Source organism: Flavobacterium aquiphilum, from assembly GCF_027111335.1.
Taxonomy (GTDB): domain Bacteria; phylum Bacteroidota; class Bacteroidia; order Flavobacteriales; family Flavobacteriaceae; genus Flavobacterium; species Flavobacterium aquiphilum.
The window spans coordinates 3,394,625-3,413,821 of record NZ_CP114288.1; the positions used below are offsets into that span (position 1 = coordinate 3,394,625).

General features: G+C 34.7%; 20 protein-coding genes. 4 read left to right on the forward strand and 16 right to left on the reverse strand.

Annotated features, from left to right (window positions below; translation table 11 throughout):
* Window positions 1–129: 129 nt before the first annotated feature.
* From OZP12_RS13815 to OZP12_RS13890, 16 genes are all read right to left on the reverse strand, one after another.
* Complete coding sequence (locus tag OZP12_RS13815; protein ID WP_281225610.1) at window positions 130–846, reverse strand: aromatic aminobenezylarsenical efflux permease ArsG family transporter; 717 nt, start codon at window positions 844–846, stop codon at window positions 130–132.
* Window positions 847–848: 2 nt separating this feature from the next.
* Window positions 849–1,244 (reverse strand): nitrophenyl compound nitroreductase subunit ArsF family protein, encoded by a 396-nt coding sequence (locus OZP12_RS13820; RefSeq protein ID WP_281225611.1) that lies wholly within the window; start codon window positions 1,242–1,244, stop codon window positions 849–851.
* 46 nt (window positions 1,245–1,290) lie between these two features.
* Entirely contained in the window at window positions 1,291–2,265 is a 975-nt protein-coding gene (locus tag OZP12_RS13825; protein WP_281225612.1) for a permease, read from the reverse strand.
* Between the two features lie 49 nt (window positions 2,266–2,314).
* Window positions 2,315–2,734 (reverse strand): rhodanese-like domain-containing protein, encoded by a 420-nt coding sequence (locus tag OZP12_RS13830; protein ID WP_281225613.1) that lies wholly within the window; start codon window positions 2,732–2,734, stop codon window positions 2,315–2,317.
* Between the two features lie 5 nt (window positions 2,735–2,739).
* Window positions 2,740–2,976 (reverse strand): thioredoxin family protein, encoded by a 237-nt coding sequence (locus OZP12_RS13835; RefSeq protein WP_281225614.1) that lies wholly within the window; start codon window positions 2,974–2,976, stop codon window positions 2,740–2,742.
* 39 nt (window positions 2,977–3,015) lie between these two features.
* Window positions 3,016–3,375, reverse strand: a complete 360-nt coding sequence (locus OZP12_RS13840; protein ID WP_281225615.1) for an ArsR/SmtB family transcription factor — start codon at window positions 3,373–3,375, stop codon at window positions 3,016–3,018.
* A 372-nt stretch (window positions 3,376–3,747) separates the two neighbouring features.
* Complete coding sequence (locus OZP12_RS13845; RefSeq protein WP_281225616.1) at window positions 3,748–4,044, reverse strand: phospholipase A; 297 nt, start codon at window positions 4,042–4,044, stop codon at window positions 3,748–3,750.
* Window positions 4,045–4,305: 261 nt separating this feature from the next.
* A complete protein-coding gene (locus OZP12_RS13850) occupies window positions 4,306–4,884 on the reverse strand; it encodes an inclusion body family protein (RefSeq protein ID WP_281225617.1) in 579 nt (192 codons plus the stop codon).
* A gap of 673 nt (window positions 4,885–5,557) precedes the next feature.
* A complete protein-coding gene (locus tag OZP12_RS13855) occupies window positions 5,558–6,463 on the reverse strand; it encodes a phospholipase A (RefSeq protein WP_281225618.1) in 906 nt (301 codons plus the stop codon).
* 330 nt (window positions 6,464–6,793) lie between these two features.
* Window positions 6,794–7,231 (reverse strand): PaaI family thioesterase, encoded by a 438-nt coding sequence (locus OZP12_RS13860; protein WP_281225619.1) that lies wholly within the window; start codon window positions 7,229–7,231, stop codon window positions 6,794–6,796.
* An 88-nt stretch (window positions 7,232–7,319) separates the two neighbouring features.
* A complete protein-coding gene (locus tag OZP12_RS13865; protein WP_281225620.1) occupies window positions 7,320–8,090 on the reverse strand; it encodes an SDR family NAD(P)-dependent oxidoreductase in 771 nt (256 codons plus the stop codon).
* A gap of 68 nt (window positions 8,091–8,158) precedes the next feature.
* Window positions 8,159–11,224 (reverse strand): efflux RND transporter permease subunit, encoded by a 3,066-nt coding sequence (locus OZP12_RS13870; protein ID WP_281225621.1) that lies wholly within the window; start codon window positions 11,222–11,224, stop codon window positions 8,159–8,161.
* A 7-nt stretch (window positions 11,225–11,231) separates the two neighbouring features.
* A complete protein-coding gene (locus OZP12_RS13875; RefSeq protein ID WP_281225622.1) occupies window positions 11,232–12,272 on the reverse strand; it encodes an efflux RND transporter periplasmic adaptor subunit in 1,041 nt (346 codons plus the stop codon).
* A gap of 11 nt (window positions 12,273–12,283) precedes the next feature.
* Window positions 12,284–13,621, reverse strand: coding sequence for a TolC family protein (locus OZP12_RS13880; protein WP_281225623.1), 1,338 nt, complete (start codon window positions 13,619–13,621; stop codon window positions 12,284–12,286).
* Between the two features lie 52 nt (window positions 13,622–13,673).
* The gene (locus OZP12_RS13885; protein ID WP_281225624.1) at window positions 13,674–14,291 is read right to left on the reverse strand and encodes a TetR/AcrR family transcriptional regulator; all 618 of its coding nucleotides are present in this window, start codon (window positions 14,289–14,291) and stop codon (window positions 13,674–13,676) included.
* A 157-nt stretch (window positions 14,292–14,448) separates the two neighbouring features.
* Window positions 14,449–14,781, reverse strand: a complete 333-nt coding sequence (locus OZP12_RS13890) for a winged helix-turn-helix transcriptional regulator (RefSeq protein ID WP_281225625.1) — start codon at window positions 14,779–14,781, stop codon at window positions 14,449–14,451.
* Between the two features lie 178 nt (window positions 14,782–14,959).
* On the opposite strand from OZP12_RS13890, the gene OZP12_RS13895 reads away from it, so the two are divergent.
* From OZP12_RS13895 to OZP12_RS13910, 4 genes are all read left to right on the forward strand, one after another.
* Window positions 14,960–15,853 carry an SDR family oxidoreductase gene (locus OZP12_RS13895; RefSeq protein WP_281225626.1) on the forward strand — a complete coding sequence of 298 codons (894 nt, stop codon included), beginning with the start codon at window positions 14,960–14,962 and terminating at the stop codon, window positions 15,851–15,853.
* A gap of 449 nt (window positions 15,854–16,302) precedes the next feature.
* Window positions 16,303–17,409, forward strand: coding sequence for an alkene reductase (locus OZP12_RS13900; protein ID WP_281225627.1), 1,107 nt, complete (start codon window positions 16,303–16,305; stop codon window positions 17,407–17,409).
* Between the two features lie 18 nt (window positions 17,410–17,427).
* Window positions 17,428–18,285: an SDR family oxidoreductase gene (locus OZP12_RS13905; protein ID WP_281225628.1), complete on the forward strand. Its 858-nt coding sequence runs from the start codon at window positions 17,428–17,430 to the stop codon at window positions 18,283–18,285.
* A gap of 8 nt (window positions 18,286–18,293) precedes the next feature.
* Window positions 18,294–19,190 (forward strand): helix-turn-helix domain-containing protein, encoded by an 897-nt coding sequence (locus tag OZP12_RS13910; RefSeq protein WP_281225629.1) that lies wholly within the window; start codon window positions 18,294–18,296, stop codon window positions 19,188–19,190.
* The last annotated feature ends 7 nt before the right edge of the window (window positions 19,191–19,197 follow it).

The window sequence follows — 19,197 nt, forward strand, 5'->3', positions numbered from 1 at the left end:
TAAAATTATCTAAAGCTGTATGCTTTTAGACTAGATTTATACTAAAAAGGTTATTGACACATCGCCTTTTTATTCTTTTCTATTCAGTTCATTTGTTCTAACTAATTTTTAGCAAAATTATTTCTATTTTTAAAAACTTAGCATGCTATTTATTTTAAAATAGATGTTTAGGTAATAAAATCCTGTACCTATGAATATTATTCCATTTGCGATCCGCATTACCTTTTCAATTTTGGTTACGGCTTTGAAGTATATCCCAAGTTTTTCCATACTAAAAGCGATGACAAAAGCGAAAATAATTACAGGTATTCCGCTACCAATTGAAAACAACACAGCCATTGTCAAACCGGATTTGATGGTCATCGGAATTAATATTCCAAAAAACAAAGCTCCACTATAGGGACAAAATGCCAAAGCAAATAAAGCACCTAATAAAAAAGCACCCTGTAAACCTTTTATTTTTAATTTATCTGAAAGTTTTTCGATCCAATCTCCTCCTTTTATGAAATTGAATTTGATAACATCTAGCATTATCAGGCCAAAAAAAACAAATACAAATCCTATATATTTTTCTCCATTTGCCTGAAAAAGTTTTGCTATTTGGAATTTGTCTGTGCCCAAGTAGATGCTTACTCCAATAAGAGTGTATGAAAACATTCTTCCCAAAGTGTAAAGCATGCCACTGCATAAAACCTTTTTTTTATTGTCAATGGTTTTGGCGATGAAAGCTGTTGCCGTAATATTGGTTGCCAGAGGACAAGGGGCAATTGCTGTTAGTAACCCCAAAGCCAATGCCGCCAATAATGGAAACTCACTGTTTTGAGCCAATGCATTTAACCATTCCATATTTAGGATTTTAGGAAAGCATCCATTTTCTTATTGAATTCCTTAACGAATTTATCTTGGTCTCCCGCATTCATAAAAGCCATTTCAGTTAAATTCTGTATTTTTTTGGTTTTGGTATTGTACAAAAACAAAGAACTGCCATAAGCCTGAAATTGAGTACACAATTTTTCATTCTTTTTGTCGTCGGCATTCACCAACGAAAACGGAATTGTCGGATACTTTTTTAAGGCAACCTTAGTTAATTCTTCAATCTTGTTGCAGGTCATACAACGGTGTTCCGAGTGAAATTGAATTACTTGGACAGTTGAGACATTTTTGGTTTGAGCGTTTCCAATAAAAGAAACAGATAACATCATTAGTGTTGTAAACACGAATGCTAAAAATTTTTTTTTACTCATCATTTTATTGTTTTATTGTTTTGGGGTATCTATGATTTTAATTTTTTCATAGAATAATGTTAAAAATATAGCCGGAAACAATCATGAAGAAAGCAATAGTCCCAAAGTAAATTGCGATCAATTTCCAGTTCATTACTTTTTTCAAAAGCATTGCTTCGGGCAGGGACAAACCAATAACTCCCATCATAAAAGCTATGGCAGTTCCCAGCGGAACACCTTTGGCTACTAATACTTGAATAATCGGAATAACTCCAGCTGCATTGCTGTACATTGGTACTCCCATGATAACTGCCAATGGCACTGCGTACCATTGTCCCGTATTAATATAATTTTCAAAAAATCCTGTCGGAACAAAACCATGCATTAATCCTCCAATGGCAATACCAATGATAATATATGGAGAAACCCCTTTGACAATAGTGCAGGCCTCTTTTAAAATATTGGGAAATCGCTCTGACAAGCTTAGCTTTTCTTCTATCAGTTCTTCTTCTGTGTGGGAATTGTTAATAATGCTTTGTACCCATGGAGAAAGATGTTTTTCCAACTTTAATTTGCCTAAAGTATAACCGCCAATAATACCTAAAAGTATTCCGGTTCCAACATATATAGCCGTTATTTTAAATCCAAAAGTTCCTAAAAATAGTGCAATCGCTACTTCGTTTACCAATGGTGCAGTTATAAGATAGGTAAATGTGATTCCAAGCGGAATTCCTCCTTTGACAAAACCAATAAACAAAGGAACTGATGAACACGAACAAAATGGTGTGATAACCCCAAAAGAGGACGCAAAAAGGTATTCTAATCCATAGAGTTTATTGCGACTCAAAAAATTGCGCACTTTTTCCACAGGAAAATAGGAGTTGACAATCCCCATTACCGTTGTGATTAAAAAAAGCAATAAAGCAATTTTTAACGTATCAAATACGAAAAAATTTAAAGCATCTCCAAGTTTGGAATGTTGTTCAATTGCAAAGACTGAATAAATCAGCCAATCGGCAAAATTTTGCAGCCAGTCAAACATTATCGTTTTATATTAATTATGCTGTTTAAACAGCAGATTTATAGCATCATTAGTGGCAGCATTTATTTTTTCTTTCGGATTCATGAGAATGTGAATCACAGCAAGTATGTTCTGCAGCATTTTCTAAAACCGCGGCAGTATCGCCAATAGTAGGGAATCCTTTCTGAACCCAACGAACTATTCCGTGTTTCATATTAATTACGTTTTCGTATCCGTGATAGACCAAAAATCCGGCAGCTCTCAGGCTTCTTCCGCCTGTTTTGCAAACCATAACAACCTCTCTGTCTTTTGGAATCTCGGTATAATGTTCTTCAAAAATACTTAAAGGAATATTGATGATATTTGGTACATCATAGGCTAACTGTGCCACTTCCTCTTTTTCACGAACATCTACTAATAATGCTCCATTTTTAATGAGTGCTTGCGTTTTGGTTGGACAGATTTCGAATACTTCTACTTGTTTTTCCATTGTATTTATTGTTTTAAAAAATCTTTAATTTCGTCTATCTGGGCAATTCTTCCTTTTATTTTTACTAAATCATCAATCATCAAAACAGGAGTGGTCAGTACGTTATATCGCATCATTTCTTCGATATCTTCAATCTTGATTATTTTGGCTTCAATTCCTAATTGAGCGACGGCTTTCTCTGCATTCTGAAAAGTGGTTTTGCATTTTGGGCAGCCTGGGCCAAGAATTTTAATTGTTTTCATTTTTTTTACTTAAATTTTAAAAACAGAAGTCTTAGGGTACTATTTATTTATTAATTGTTCCGGATTCACAACTATGGCAACATTTGGTTCTAGATTCGGTGGTAGAATTCCGCTTAGTAAACGGATAGCCAAATTCCATTTGTCCCTATTGATGCAATATCTTACTGTTGGCGACGTAATATTTCCTTGGATCAATTCTGCATCTTTCAATTCATTCAAATGCTGGGAAAGGGTTGATTTCGCAATAGGTAATTCCTCAGCCATATTACCATGGTAACAACAAGTCTGATTATTGAGTAGTTGTAAAATGGCTATCCTCACCGGATGTGCCAAAGCTTTAGCAAAACGGGCAGCTTGTTCTTGTTCTTCTGTGTAATGATTTGTTTTTACAGCCGGCATTTTCATAAAATTATTATGTTCGTAAAAATACGAATAACATAATAATTAATACCGTTTTGCACCAGTATATTTTAGCAAAAGGGACTAATTTTTAATGAATAAAAATTAGTCCCTTTCATGTTTTTAGAGGTGTAAAGCTTTTTTCAAATCCTCGAGAGTAAACTCGGCAGAGACAATTACGCTTCTGTTATCAAAATAGTTTTGCCTCTTATTTTTATTTGGCGGTTTTCATACACTCTTCAATAAATTATTCAGAGGTATATTTTTATAAAGTTCCTGCAAAAAAACAATTTCTCCAATAGTACGAATTTAACTACAATCAATCATTGCATCTCCATATCCGTGAAAAATTGGCCATATCCTTTTAGACTTTTATATATGGGGGAAAGTCAAGTCCAACTCAATACTGCTATGGTTATCTTCACCAAATCGTAACGAATGTTGTGCCTTTAATGTCAACAAATGTTTATTTATTCTATAATTAAAGAGAACGCTTCCTCTACCCATATAATCTTCTATATCCGGGTTTTTGTTAATTTCAGTTGCAAACCATGTTCTGACAACCAAACTCCATTGATTATTTTCAAAACCTGTATGCAAAATAAATCGGTACCAACTTCGGGAAAAATTTATGTCCTTCCCTCCCATTTGACGGGTGATTAAATGCAAATCCAAACATTTTTATCTTCAAAAAATCAAACTTAACAGGATAGTTAAAAATAATTTACGGTTCAAAGTTGGTTTCCTAAAAGGCCTTGAATATTCTGAATTATAAACCTGCAATAAAACACATTTACCAAAAATTCTTTGAGCTAATTTGGCTTTGAAACTGAACAGCATGGTAGCTTCTACATTTTGAAAAACAAAATGGCTATCATAAACAGATGTTCTAGATAGCCATTCTTTTATTTTATAGATTTTTTTTTAAAATTACCCTTTAACTATAATTGTTGGATCCCATACAAAATAGCCAAACAATTTCATTGCAGCAGAAGTTCTGTCTAAAGTATAAAGAGCAAAACTAATATTATATTGCTCCGTTCCGCTGGTAATCACGTCAGCTTGATAAAACCAATATGTCATTGTATTAACAGGCTGAATTGGAAGAGGAGACGCGCCTACTGATGGCTGAACTCCTGGCGCAGTAAATACTTTGGATGTAAAATCACCGAATACATTTGAACCACCAAATTTCTGCACATTATACATTATAACTGCACTGTTGAAATTGTCATACTCGGATACAGCATTAAACCGAACGACATCACCAACGAGTGCATTAATAGTCAAGTCAGCGGTACCGCTTCCAGTACTTCCTGTCAAATTAGAACTTACCATATATTGGTATTGATGTCCTATTCCTGTTGGCTTTGCAGGATCTTTGCTTCCTCCGTTTGGATAATCATTCTGGATCTTATCCGTATCGATGATTATTTGAATGTTAGTAATTTGCGCAACATTGTTTAATACTGCTTCTAGAACTTCTGCGTTTTTTAATTTTGAATCCATTTGAATTAAATTTTTAATTTTTGCCTACTCATTTTTTCAGTTTTTCGGCTTCCGCTGATGTTATATTAGAAGCCTAAAATTAAAGTAGTTCAACAAACTTAAAAAGAGCATAAATACCTGATTACAAAACAAGTATATATACGCACATTATGCAATTCCACTACCAATTTGTATAAATGAAAAATAGATTCTGTTTGATTCTAAGTTAAACTTATATTACCTTTAACCTTCAAAACAATCACATAAAAGTTTCAATTCTTCTAATAAAAGGTTAGAATTTTGCACCAAGAGGTTCGCCTAAATAGCTATAAACCACTAAAAGTTTATTTGATGAATGTTAAATACCTTTCATCAATTCTTTTTAGTTATGTTACATTAGAATGGGGAGGAATATTAAGTAATCCCGTTTATTTTGTGGTTTGGTAAAAATCACATTATAGCAATGACTACCATAACGCAAAAGGGATTCTGGACCTTATATCACTGTTGAAAACAAACAACAACTCTCCGAAAGTCCAAATTCATTCGCCTTTGAAAACAGTTCCAAAAAAACATTGGATGTTTTGGCAATTTGCAAACTAATCGATTTTTTATTGCAACCGGAAATGACTTATGATTATTTGCCTAAGCAATTTAAATGGAAAAAAGTAAGAGAAAAAGAAGAGGTGAATTTTTATAAAGTTCCCGCAAATACTATTCCGATTCCCCCAATGGTATGAATTTGATTGTAATCAATCATTGCATCTCCATATCCGTGAAAAAATTGGCCATAGCCTGTTAAATTTCCATAAATTGGAAAAGCCCAGTCGAATTCAACACTACCGTGGTTTTCATCACCGGTTCGTAATGAATGCTGTGCTTTTAGGGTCAATAAATGTTTGTTCAATCTGTAATTAAAGGTAGCATCGGCTCTGCCCATATAGTTTTCGATATCGGGATTTTCATTGGTTTGAAAAGCAACCCAAGTTCTAACTATTAAACTCCAATCTTTGTCTTCAAAGCCAGCGTGCATAATGAAACGATTCCAACTGCGAGAAAATTGATTGCCTTCTCTTCCATTAGATTGGTGGTTAAAAGCAAACCCTAGCATTTTGGTTTTCAAACCCAAAAAATCAGATTTTATGGGATAGTTAAAGATAAGTTCCGGCTCATAATTGGTCTCTCTAAAAGGTCTTGAAAATTCGGCATTATATACTTGCCAATACGATTTTTGGGTATAAGCTATCCATAAATCACCTTTTCCAAAAATATTTTGTGCTATTTTGGCCTTGAAACTTAATTGAATTGTAGCTTCGACATTGTCCAATTGAATTGATTTCTCAGTTGAAACTTCATCAGCTGGCACTACAAAGTCAACAGCACGTCTATGGCTCGAAAATCGAAAAGGCAAAACATAAACCGGCTTATAGGTAGTAATCAAAAAAGGTTCCTTTTTTGTTTCAGGTTCTAACTCCCATATTTGATTAAGAGTCTGATACGATTCTCTTTTTTTAAAAATAGACGATTGTCCTAGTAAAGAAGTACTCGCAAATAAAGAAAGTACTAAGATTTGCAATGTTTTTTTTAAATAATTTTCCATGATTTTTTTCTAAAATACTATAAAAGTAAGCCTATCTCTTTCCTAATAATATCACATTTGACATGCTTCGCAAACTTAAAATTCATGTCTTAAATACCCCAAGCTTTAAGCAAAGACTAAAATTCATCTGTAATCGAAACCTTAACTTGGTGTGTAAATTTACAATTTTTATCCAAACAAAATTATAGCCATTTCTTCGGAAATGGGCTATTTTTATGTCCTTTTACCATCATTTAGGAATCAATACAATTTGCCTTTATCATATAAATTATTCCAAAAAAAATAATTTCCAAAATCAATTGTAACCAATAAATTGAATAAAAAATGTACCTACATGTTTATCGTCATTTCGCTTATCACAAGATTTGATGTGGCTGAAGCAATAATTCTCTCAGAATTAAACATATCAGCTTTTATATTGATTACAGATTTTCCTCTTTTTATGATATTTGTTTTAACTATTACAGCATCGCCTTCTTTTGCCGCACTAAAAAATTCTACATTTAGATTAATCGTTGGGAAGAAATATTCTGTACCTAAAATCATAAAATTAACACCGATGCAATCATCAAACATACCGCAAATGACACCGCCGTGAAGGGTTCCTGCCGGATTGGTCATCTCTTTTCTTACCTCAAATTGAAATTCAACCGATTTTTCATCAACAGAAATCACCGTCCCATTCAGCCATTTGGCAAATGGAGACGGACTTCCCGAAAATGGTTTGCCAATAAAACTCTGAAGTAACTGAAGTCTTTTGTTTTTCATTTTATTTTCTATTTATATTTCCAAAAATTCTAATGCCTTTTTTACAAAATCTTTGTGACTTTGAAATAAGGAACTAGGATGTAATTACTTATTTCATTCCTGGACTTATTTGCCCCATTATTTTAATGCCCAATGCACGGCTAAGAAACTTGAAGTTGAATAACATTAAGCGGTTTTTCCAGCCTGATATTACTCTTGGTTTACTTCTTCTTTCCAAACCGGTAATTAAATCTTGTGCTACGTCATATGCTGTGGACAATACAAATTCGGGATATGAATTGGTTTCCTTACCAGCATTTGAATGAAAATCTGATTTAGTTGCCCCAGGATTAAACCCCATTACATAAATGCCTTTATTTTTAAATTCAAACCACAAGGATTCGGAAAAATTAGCAACAAAGCTTTTAGTTCCTGCATATACAGCTGCTCCTGGAAAAGAAGAATGTCCTAAAAGTGAAGCCACATTTACCAGACTGTCTCCCTTTTTTGCGTTTTGCAGGAAAGCGTAAGACAGTGTTACCAATGCATCCATATTAAGGTGCATACCATTTATTTGTTCCTGAAGCGGCATATTGATAAATTGTCCATACAGTCCAGCACCTGCATTATTAATTAGGACATTATAACATTCTGATTTAATGTGTTCAGACAGCCTAACCAAATCCTTTGAGTTGTTTAGATCAGCTACCAGTACTGTGTGGTTATTTCCATGAAGTATAGCTTTGGCTTCATTTAATTTATTCTCGCTTCTTGCTACAAGTGTTACTGCATAATTTTTTGCAGCCATCAATTTGGCTACTTCTAATCCGATGCCTCCACTAGCACCTGTAATTAGTACTTTTTCATCTTTCAATTCCATTTTTTTAGTTTTATTATTTTACTCAATATAATTTAAGAAAGAAACTCACCATAAGTCTAGCTTTTGGTTTAGTTAATGCTATAGTTAGATTTTTCCAAAGATGGCGGAATCAATTTATACATTACCGGGGTTACAATTCTTGACAGGATGGTAGAGCTTATCAAACCGCCAATCAATACAATCGCCAACGGAGATATTTGAGGATTAGGATTCACCGCTAACGGAATCAATCCGCAGATTGCCGTAATGGATGTCAGCACTACCGGAAGAAAACGGGTTTCACCGGCAATGGCAATCGCCTCGTCAATGGATTTTCCTTCTTGTCGCAATTGATTGGTGAAATCGACCAAAAGGAGGGAATTTTTCACCTGGATTCCGGACAGTCCAATGAAACCAATTATAGATACCAAAGACATTGGGTTTCCTGTAGCTAATAAAAACAACACACCACCAAGAACTCCCAACGGAATGATAGACAGTACGATAATAATTCCCTTGAACGTTTTAAATTGCAGCAATAAAACAGCAATGAATAAAAAGGCACTCAATATGATTACCGAAAGAAAATTGCCTCCCAACGCATCGCCTTCTGATTCTTTTTCTCCCGAAAGTTTGTAATAATAGCCTTTAGGCATTTTTAGTTTATCCAATTTTGGAATAATATCTACCAACAGGTCATTCGCTAAATAACCTTCTTTTGTCATAGCGCTGACTTTTGAAAAGAGTGATTTGTTAAAGTGGTTGATGGCAGTGGGTGCGGTTTCAAAAGTGATGCTCGCAATTTGATTCAATGCAATTGGTGTTCCCTGAACATTATTTACATATAAATTTTTCAGTGCATCAAGATTAGAAAACTTATTCCTTGGTAAAGTAATAATTACGTTTCTGGCATCGCCACGGTCATCAATGTAATCACCAACGGTTAGTCCTGCTACCGCAAGCCGGATTACTTTATCGACCTCGCTTGTCAGTACGCCCAATGTTCTTGCTTTTTCTTTATTGATTTTTACTTTAACATCGGTTTTATAAGTATTCAACTCATTGTTGATGTACACCGTACCTTTTTGATTTCGTAAAATACTTTCTACCTGAGCCGATAATTTGCGCAAAACGGCTTGGTCTTCGCCAAATATTCGCACGACGATATTGGCCTCCAACGGTGTTCCTTGCTCAAAATCTTTTACCTCCACTTTGGCATAAGGCATCGTTTTGAACTTGTCGCGCAATTTTTTAATTAAAGCCGTCTTTTCGGTAGGTGTAGCTTCATCTTCCAACTGAACAAATACTTGGGAAAAATCAGATTTTCTGTCCTGTGGATGCACGTTATAGTAAATCTGCGGGTTTCCATGTCCCACATTTGAGGTGTAGTAAACAATCTCTTTGTGGTTTTTTAATTCTGCTTCCACAATTTTTGTCACTCGGTTACTTTCAGAAATATTGGCCTGAAGCGGCATTTTAATATTGATAAGAAACATTGGTTTTTCAGAAGTTGGAAACAATTTGAATCCGGTAACCGAAAACAATCCAAAAGCAATTACACTTAAAAATACTGAAATGGCAATCGTAATTTTTGGAAATTTCAATGCTTTTGGCATAATGTCCCTGTAGGCTCTTGTTAGAAATTTTTGCAAATATTGAAGAAAGATGTTTCCTTCACCATGTTCATGCGTTTTTAAAAATCGGCTTCCCAAAAATGGAACCAATGTCAACGCCACAATCATAGAAGCCAAAACACTCGTGATAACCGCCATTGGTAAACTTCGGATGAATTCGCCTGCCATATCGGGAAGAAAAGCCAATGGCAAAAAAGCAATTACCAAAGTAGTGGTTGTACCAACAACAGCGATTCCTATTTGTTTAGTTCCTTTTAAAACAGCATCCATTTTAGAATGCCCTTCACGCAACCAACGCTCAATGTTTTCGACCACCACAATACTGTCATCAACCAATAATCCTAAAGCGACTACCAAGCCAACAATGCTCAATTGGTTTAAGGAATACCCTAAAGCATTCATTGCAATTAAACCTAAAGCCAATGATAAAGGAATGGAAATCATAACGATAAGAGATGCTCTTCCACCTAATGGCACCAATGTAATGACAACCAAAAGAATGGCCAATGCAAAGTCAAAGCCTAGATGTCCCAAACGTTTTGATACCATATCGGCTTGGTCAAAGTTCTTGATTAGTTTTATGTTAGGAGGCAAATCTTTGGAGAATTCGGCTACAATTGGTAAATATTGCTTTTGCACATCGCTAATGTTTACATTGTCCTTCATTCCGGCGGTGACCAAAACGCATCGGTGTCCATTAATTCTTGTAATGTGATTTACCACTTCAGATTTGTAGCTCACTTCGGCTACGTCTTTCATATAGATGATTTTTCCGTTAGCATTGTAAACGACGGTATTGGCAACATCATCCGCATTTTTAAATTTACCGCTTGTTTTTACGTTGAATACTTTGGTGTCCAAATCGATACTTCCGCCGGGAATATCGGCAGCTTCACTTTGTAAACTTCCCATTACTATGTTCAATGGAATTTTCAGTTGTGCCAATTTTTCCAAATTCAAATCTACGCGGATTTCCTGTTCCGGAATGCCGCTGTATTTTACGTCCTTGAGATTGGTTATTTTTTCAATCTTTGTCTTTAGTTCATCGGCCTCATCGCGTAGTTTTTTGTCGGATGCATTTTCTGAAACCAAAGCAACCTGAAGAATTTTTACATCCGAAGACGAAATTTTCTCCGTCTTAATCATATAAATATCTTTTGGCAATTCGCTGTTTTTAAGGGCATTCATTTCGGTGGAGATTTCCTGATATTTATTGTCAACATCCACTCCGTATTTGAATTTTACCTGAAAAGCGGCTACACCATCTTCAACGGTTGTGAGGATTTTTTCAATATTTTCCAATCCGTAAATCTTATTTTCAATAGGTTTTACGACTTGTTCTTCCATATCTTTCGGACTCGTTCCGGGATAAATAACGGTAATCAAATATTGTGGCGGATGCGTTCCGGGGTCTTCTGATCTTGGCATCGTGAATAAGGTTAGCACCCCAACCACAGCGACTAACAGCGCCAGAATCAGTGTGAACTGATAATTCTTAACGGAAAAATTTGTTATTTGCATAGCGTTATTATTTAATGATTTTGATAGTGGATTGTTCGTTGAGATAAGCACTGTTGGAAATCACGATTTCATCCGTTTTTTGAAGACCGTCTTTGATAAAAACCTTATTGTTTTCAAATTTGGCAATTGTAACAGGCTGACGTTTTACTTTGTTGTTCTCTACGACAAACACAAAGGCTTTGTTTCCGTCGGCTTCTATAAGTGAATTATACGGAATGATGATGCGGTCTTCGGCTTTCTCGGCCTTGATTTCTGCTTTTCCAAACATACCCACGGCCGGTTTGCTGTTCTTCATATTAAGTTTCAACTCCACCTGAAACGAACCTAATGCAGCATCGGCAGCTTGTGATTTTCTAAAAATAGTAGCGTCAAATTGTTCATCAGGAAATCCATCAAGAGTGACAGTTGCTTTTTGCCCCAATTTAACAGTCCCCCATTCTTGGTCGGTTAAACCAACTTTTAACAGGTAATTGTTGTTTTTGCTTGTTTCGTTTATGGCTAAAATTGGAGATCCGGCACCGACCACTTCACCTTCATTGGCAATTTTTGCAGTAACAAAACCATCGGCCGTGGCATAAATTTTTGCATAACGGGCATTAAAAGCGACAGCATCTTTTTGTTTTCGGGCAATGTCCAAACCTGTTTTGGTGTTTTGAAGCTGTTCCAAAGTATAAACACTGTCTTTGTAAAGATTTAAGGCACGCGTATAATCACGCTCGTATTTCTTAACATTCAGATCCGATTGATTCAAGCCCGAACCGATTTCGGTTTCATCTAAAGTGGCAAGAAGTTGTCCCTTCTTGAAAAACTGACCTTCTTCTACGTAAATTTTACTGACAACACCACCAATTTTAAAGCCATAATTGGCTTGATTTTCCGTTGTCACCAAGCCGGATGCGTTTATGTTAGTTGCAAGTGCCAATGATTGAGCCGTTGCTGTTTTAATCGAAATAACATCGGCATTTTCAAAAGGTTTTTGTTCTTTTTTTTCTTCTTTACAAGAATAAAAAAGCTGTAGTACGAATAGGATAATTATTAATTTCTTCATTGTTCTAATTTTTAGTTTTTTAAAGTAAAAGTTGCATTGGCCCTTTCTAATTCCGCAAAAGCGATCCAAGAATTATAAAGTGCAATATTGGTGTTGAGTTGGGCATTTACCCATTGATTTTGTGCATCGAGAAGTTCAATGTAAATAGCCTGTCCTTCTTTATACAATTTGGTGATGTCATCATTGTATTTTTTGGCGGATTCTTTTTGGTTTTTATTGGCGTAAAATTGTTCCAATGCCGATTTCAGATTGTTTTGTGATACCTGAAACTGAAGCAGTAATTGCTGCCTTACATTATCAGTTTGGGAACTAATTTTTTTAGTATCTTCTTCAACCTGTTTGAGTTTGTATTTATTCTTGTTTCCGGAAAAAATATTCCATTGCAAACCTAATCCTGCGAAATAATAGCGTGAATCTTTGTTCACATCAAAATCAAAGTCCTGAAAACCGAAATCGGCAAATCCGCTTACTGTAGGAAACCAATACGATTGTGTTAGTTTACCAACAGTTTCATTTAATTCCTTAACCTGAGTCAGTTTTAGCAATTCCTCCCTGTTTTGGGTATTTTCTGTAACGGCATCAATGGGCAAAACCTCATTGTCATCTGTTTCAATGTCAGAATCTAATTTTTCGTTGAGCAAAAAATTGAAGTACGATTTGGCGTTATTACTGACTTGTTTTGCCGTTTCGAGATTTGCCTGAATCCGTATTACCTCGTTATCACTTCGCAAAACTGCGGTACGGTTGATTTTGTCATTTTTGAATAAAGATTGGTTTACCCTTTGATTCTCTTTGACCAATGCCAACGCATCTTGATAAATTTTAATTCCTTCAATGGACTGTAGGTATTTGTAGTAGGCAATTTTTATTTCCTTGACCAACTCCCTCTTATAAATTTCCAATTCAATCTGTTGCAGTGATGCCTGCTGACTTTTAATCCTTTCATTATAAATAATTTCGAAATTCAGCAAGGGCATTGTTGTATGAATCTTCGCGTCATAGAAATTATCGGGATTGATTAAAACCGACTGATTTTCAAGAGTTGGGAACGCTTTGGAATTCGTCATTTGATTCAGCGTGTTATACACCGGATTGAGCATATCGCCTACGGGAATATCAATCGTTCTTCCTCCTTCAGCCCTTGTATAGCTCCCGTTTAAGGAAACTGTGGGGTAAAACAAAGAGCGTGCTTCTTTAAGAGCATACACACTTTTGTTAATGTCAAAATAATGTTGCTTTATTACTTCATTGTTTTTTAGTCCGGTTTCTATGTATCCGTCTAGCTTACTTTGTGAATATCCTTGATATCCGAGTAAGATTACCGTTAGAATTACTGCATTTTTTATCATAATATACATTGTTTTTTAATTGAACATTGTTCATTTTTTTGAACAAAAAAATTTATAGCCGATCTATTATTTTCAAATACTCATTATAGCCATCAAGCAAGATCGTATCGGGATTTGTGAATTTTACGCCTTTGGTTCTTTGACGAATTTCAAGACAGCACATACCGTGAACCAAACTCCAAACCATAAACGAAAGCGGTTCTATATTATGTCCCTTAAAATGCCCATTATTAATACATTCCTCAATAGTTTTTTTTACACGGCCAAAAGTTACCGCACCTTCATCCCAATCTTTATTTTCGGAGCTTTCCAAAAACTCCATAGGTGCTTTAAGATTAAACATTAAATCATACATTTCTTGATTCTCCAAGGCAAATTTTATGTAGGTAAAACCCATTTTTCGCAATCGTTCCATTGGATCTTCTATGCTGAACAATTCTTCAAAATACCCTCCCAATTCCTGAAATCCTATGGAATGCAGGTCGTGCAGAATGGCATTTTTATCTTTAAAATAAACATATACCGTACCCACACTATAGTCAATTTCGTCAGCAATATTTCGAATGGTAGTTTGCTCAATACCCTTTTCTATAAAAAGTTTTTTGGCACCTTTTAAAATCAATGCTTTCAGTGCTTCTTTTTCTCTTGCTTTTCTGTCAACTATACTCATACCTCGAAATTATTCCACAAAGATATGTTTTATTTTTGAACAACGTTCATTTTTTATAGAAAAATAAACACAGTAACAAAATCTCTTGTTTTTACTGTGTTTTTGAAGACCAATTTTTAATTACTGTTAGGATTCTTAAGAAATCCAACTGATATAATCAGACTAAATTCTCTAAACCGAATTCAGCCAATTTATCTGCAATTGGCAAAGTTTTTAACCCCAATTCAGTTAAAGTATACTCAACTTTTGGTGGAATTTCGGGATAGGCTTTTTTGCTGACTAGTTTATTTTCAACAAGCATATTCAATTCTTGTATCAGCATTTTTTCGCTAATACCGGGTATAGCCCTTTTTAGTTCGCCATATCGCATCACTTTTTTGTTGATTTGAAACAATATCAACAAAGTCCATTTACCGCTAAGAAGTGTTAAAGAGGCTCTAACAGGACACTTTTCATCACAAGGTAAAATTATTTTAGATTTTTTTTCCATTGATATTCAATTATTCTAACTGTATAGTAGGTACTTTACTTTTAGGTAAGTACTTGTACAAAAGTAAGTAACACAATACTTTTGTGCAAGTAATTTTAAAAAACAACTAGAAACAAGCAAATAGATTAGGATGCAATGACTAATCAAAAACAATTTAATAACATAAAAACGTAAAAAAATGAAAATCTTAGTATTTGGAGCTTCAGGCTCACAACAATTCAATGTAATATCTGAAGGGATCAAAAAAGGAGCAGAAGTATTTGCAGCAACAAGTTCTGCTGCAAGTTTTGAAAAATTAAGTCAAGCAGGTGCAAAACCTATTTTGGCTAATATGAGTGATGCCAATAAAATGTTGGAAATTACCAAAAGCATAGATGCGATAGCTTTTATGATTCCTGTTTCTTTGCCCAATCCATTTGATGGCTTGGAATATGCCAAAAATGTGATTGATGCAGCTAAGATAAATAGTGTAAAGAAAATCGTTTGGAACACAAGTGGTTGGTTAGCTCCGCAAAAAATAGGAATCCCTGGCGAAGATGTAAAGTTGGACATAAAAGAGTATTTAAAAAATAGCGGATTGGAGTATGTGATAATTGAACCCACTATTTATATGGAAAATATGATGGGACCTTTTTGTGCACCTTTTGTAAAAAACGAAATGAAGCTTGCTTATCCTACTCCAGAGATTATGCCTATTGGTTGGATAGCTTCAAGAGATGTAAGTGCTTTTGTTGTAGAAGCAGTTTACAATGACAAACTAAAAGCGGATACATTTCAAATAAGTGGTTTAGAAAATTTAAAAGGTAATGATTTGGCTGAACAATTTTCTAAAGGTTTGGGTAAAAACGTTGTTTATTATACGCAACCTGCCAAAGAATTTGGTGATATATTAAAACCATTTGTTGGTGAAGCAGGTGCAGCAGGAGTAACTTCGTACTATGAAAGCCTTCAAAACGCAACAGAGTTTCCTCCAAAATTCAATCCAAAGATGAATGAGATTTTAGAGAAACTGCCCGTGCAAATGACACCTTTGGTGCAATGGGCAAATGAGAATAAAGCGTATTTTTCCTAAAAAAAGGTATTAACTTTTGTAGAGGTAACAATTAAAGTTAATGCAAATTTTAACTTGATAGCAAAGGTGATTTTGATTTTTTCAATTCTATTGGATTGTAAAATCAAGACCACCTTTTTAATTGTAGGGGTGAATATTTATTCTTGATTATTTTATGCCTGAAATAAATGTAAGCAACTTGTTTCGAAATCTTGGAACAAGCTAAAGTCAGCCTTTTTACATAGCATTGTAATTTGTATAGGTCTTATTCTGCCAGCTAATTAATTTAAAGTTTTTGAGCCGTGCATAATATTTTGGGTGTTAGCGTTAACATTACAAACTTCGCGACCAAAATCATCATCCTACAAAACCTCCGTAAAAACGTATCACACCTTCCGACTTTTGTATAACTAGCCAGAATAACTTCGATAGTAGTTTTGCAACATTAAATAATCATAAAAAATAAAATAATGAGCAAGACAATTTTCGAACCCTACAATTTAAATGGGTTACAATTAAGAAATCGTATCGTAATGGCGCCTATGACCCGCTCTAGAGCTGATAATGAAGGAAACGTTGCCACAGAACTCATTGCAGAATATTACAGACAGCGAGCATCAGCAGGATTAATCATTACAGAAGGAACTTTCATCAGTCCCGAAGCCGTTGGTTATATTAATGTACCAGCCATTTATTCAAAAGATCAAATAGAAGGTTGGAAATTAACAACCCAAGCCGTACACCAAGAAGGAGGAAGTATTTTTGCCCAATTATGGCATACAGGGGCTATTTCCCATCCCGATTTGCAAAACGGGAACAAACCACTTGGACCATCGGCTGTTAATCCCAACCAACAGGTATTTACTTTTGAGGGGTTTAAGGATACGGTAGAAGCACAAGCAATGACCATTGCCGATATAAAAAGAACCATAAATGATTTCAAACAAGCAGCAATCAATGCTTTTGAGGCAGGATTTGACGGTGTTGAAATACACAGTGCCAATGGTTTTTTGTTACAGCAATTTTTACATAAAAACTCAAATCACAGGACAGATGAATATGGAGGTTCTATAGAAAACAGAACTCGTATAATTTTTGAAATACTAGACGAATTAAAAACCGTAATTGATCTATCAAAAGCAGGAATACGTTTTAACCCTTCAGTTCACGGAATTATGGGCATTGAAGCTGATGATGAGACGATTGCTTTGTATAACTATATTGCAAACCGATTAAATGATTATAATTTAGCATACATTCATCTTACAGAGCCTTTTACAGATGTATCTAATGTGAGTTTAGCTATTCAAAACGTAGCAAAACATTTCCGCGGATTTTACAAAGGTACTATCATCACAAATGTTCGCTATACAAAAGAAACTGCCAATAAAGTTATAGCATCTGGCGATGCAAATTTAGTAGCGTTTGGAGTTCCCTTTATTGCGAATCCTGATTTAGTTGAACGTTTTAAGACAGATGCTGTACTTAATGCACCTGACCCAAACACTTTTTATACTTCTGGAGAAAAAGGGTATACTGATTATCCGAAAATGACTGAAGTTTCTAACTCCATCTAAATTTTAAAAAATTAAACAATGATTAAGAAAATAACAGTAATTGGAGCAACAGGAATGATAGGTACTCCTGTAACCAAAGAATTGATAAAAGCAGGCTTTGAAGTAACAGCTTTTGTGAGAAACATTGAAAAAGAAAAACATATTTTTCCATCGGGTGTACATTTTGTGCAAGGCGACCTAAAAAACGTATCGAACATTTCCAAAGCAATAAAAGATGCAGATGCGGTTTACATCAGTATATCTTCAGGTCCTAACGATACCGAAAACGGATTTAATCCTGAAGCAGGAGGTGTGGATAATATTATTACTGCCCTTAAAACATCATCTGTAAAACGAGTTGGATTTTTATCTTCGTTTTTGGCAAGAAACTACAAAGACGATTGGTGGGCAATGAATGCCAAAAAACAAGCAGTTCAAAAAATTAAAAATACGGGTATTCCATATACCATATTTTATCCTGCCAATTTTATGCAAAATTTTAATGGTGGAATGAGAGATGGAAATAAGGTAAACATCATCGGAACATCCAATGAAAAATCGTGGTGGATAGATGCCGAAGATTTTGGTAAACAAGTAGCAAATGCTTTTAAAACTGAAAAATCATTGAATAGAGAATATGCTGTACAAGGCTTGGAACCGTTAACTACAACAGAAGCAACCCAAATTTTTGTAGAAAACTATACCAAAGAAAAATTAACGATTGCAAAATTACCAATCGGGATGGCAAAAATTTTATCTTTGTTTATAAAGCCTTTACGGTATGTTGTGCCATTAATATCGGTAATGAACAACAACAAAGAAATCTTTGAAGCTCAAAAAACTTGGGACGAATTGGGCAAGCCAACAATGACGGTAGCGAAATTTGCAAAAAAATAATAAAATCTATGACACATTATAAAACCATAAGTGAATTATTTAAAGCTAACGGATTCTCGCCACCAGAAAATCCGTTATTGGGGGTATTAACTTTTGAACAAGCCGAAGATTGCCCCTTTGTAGAAAAAGAGTTTACAATGGCATTTTATGGCATTTCATATAATAAATTTGAAACAGGTACTCTTTCTTATGGCAAAACTAAATATGACCACGACAATGGCTCAATGGCATTTGTAAAGCCTCATCAGAAAATAAAAATGGCTAATTTAAAAAATGCTGAAAAAGGATTTTTGCTCTATATTCACGAGGCTTTTTTATTCAATTCTAATCTTTATTCCGAAATAAAAAAATACGGATATTTTGATTACGAAGTAAACGAAGCCCTTCATTTATCACCAAAAGAGGAGGGAATTATTTGGGACTTATTCAATAAAATAGAATCAGAATATTACAATAATCAGGATGATTTTAGTAGAGATATAATGATTACTCATATCGATTCTATATTGAAATATTCGCAGCGGTTTTACAAACGGCAATTTTTAAACAGAGCAGTTCTTTCAGGCACAACGGTTTCAAAATTTACAAATGTTTTGACTGCATATTTTGAAAATGGAAGTTTTCAAAAAAACGGTTTGCCAACCGTAAAATATATGGCCGGACAATTAAACTTATCGCCAAGGTATTTGAGCGATTTACTGAAACAGGAAACAGGCAAAACAGCTTTGGAACACATACACATTGCATTGGTTATGGAAGCCAAAAATTTACTAATGAGTACCACTAAAACCGTAGCAGAAACAGCCTATCAATTGGGCTTTGAAAATGCTCCGTATTTTTCAAGATTGTTTAAAAAAGAAGTAGGACAAACGCCCACCGAATACAGAGAACATTTTTTGAATTAAACAAAAT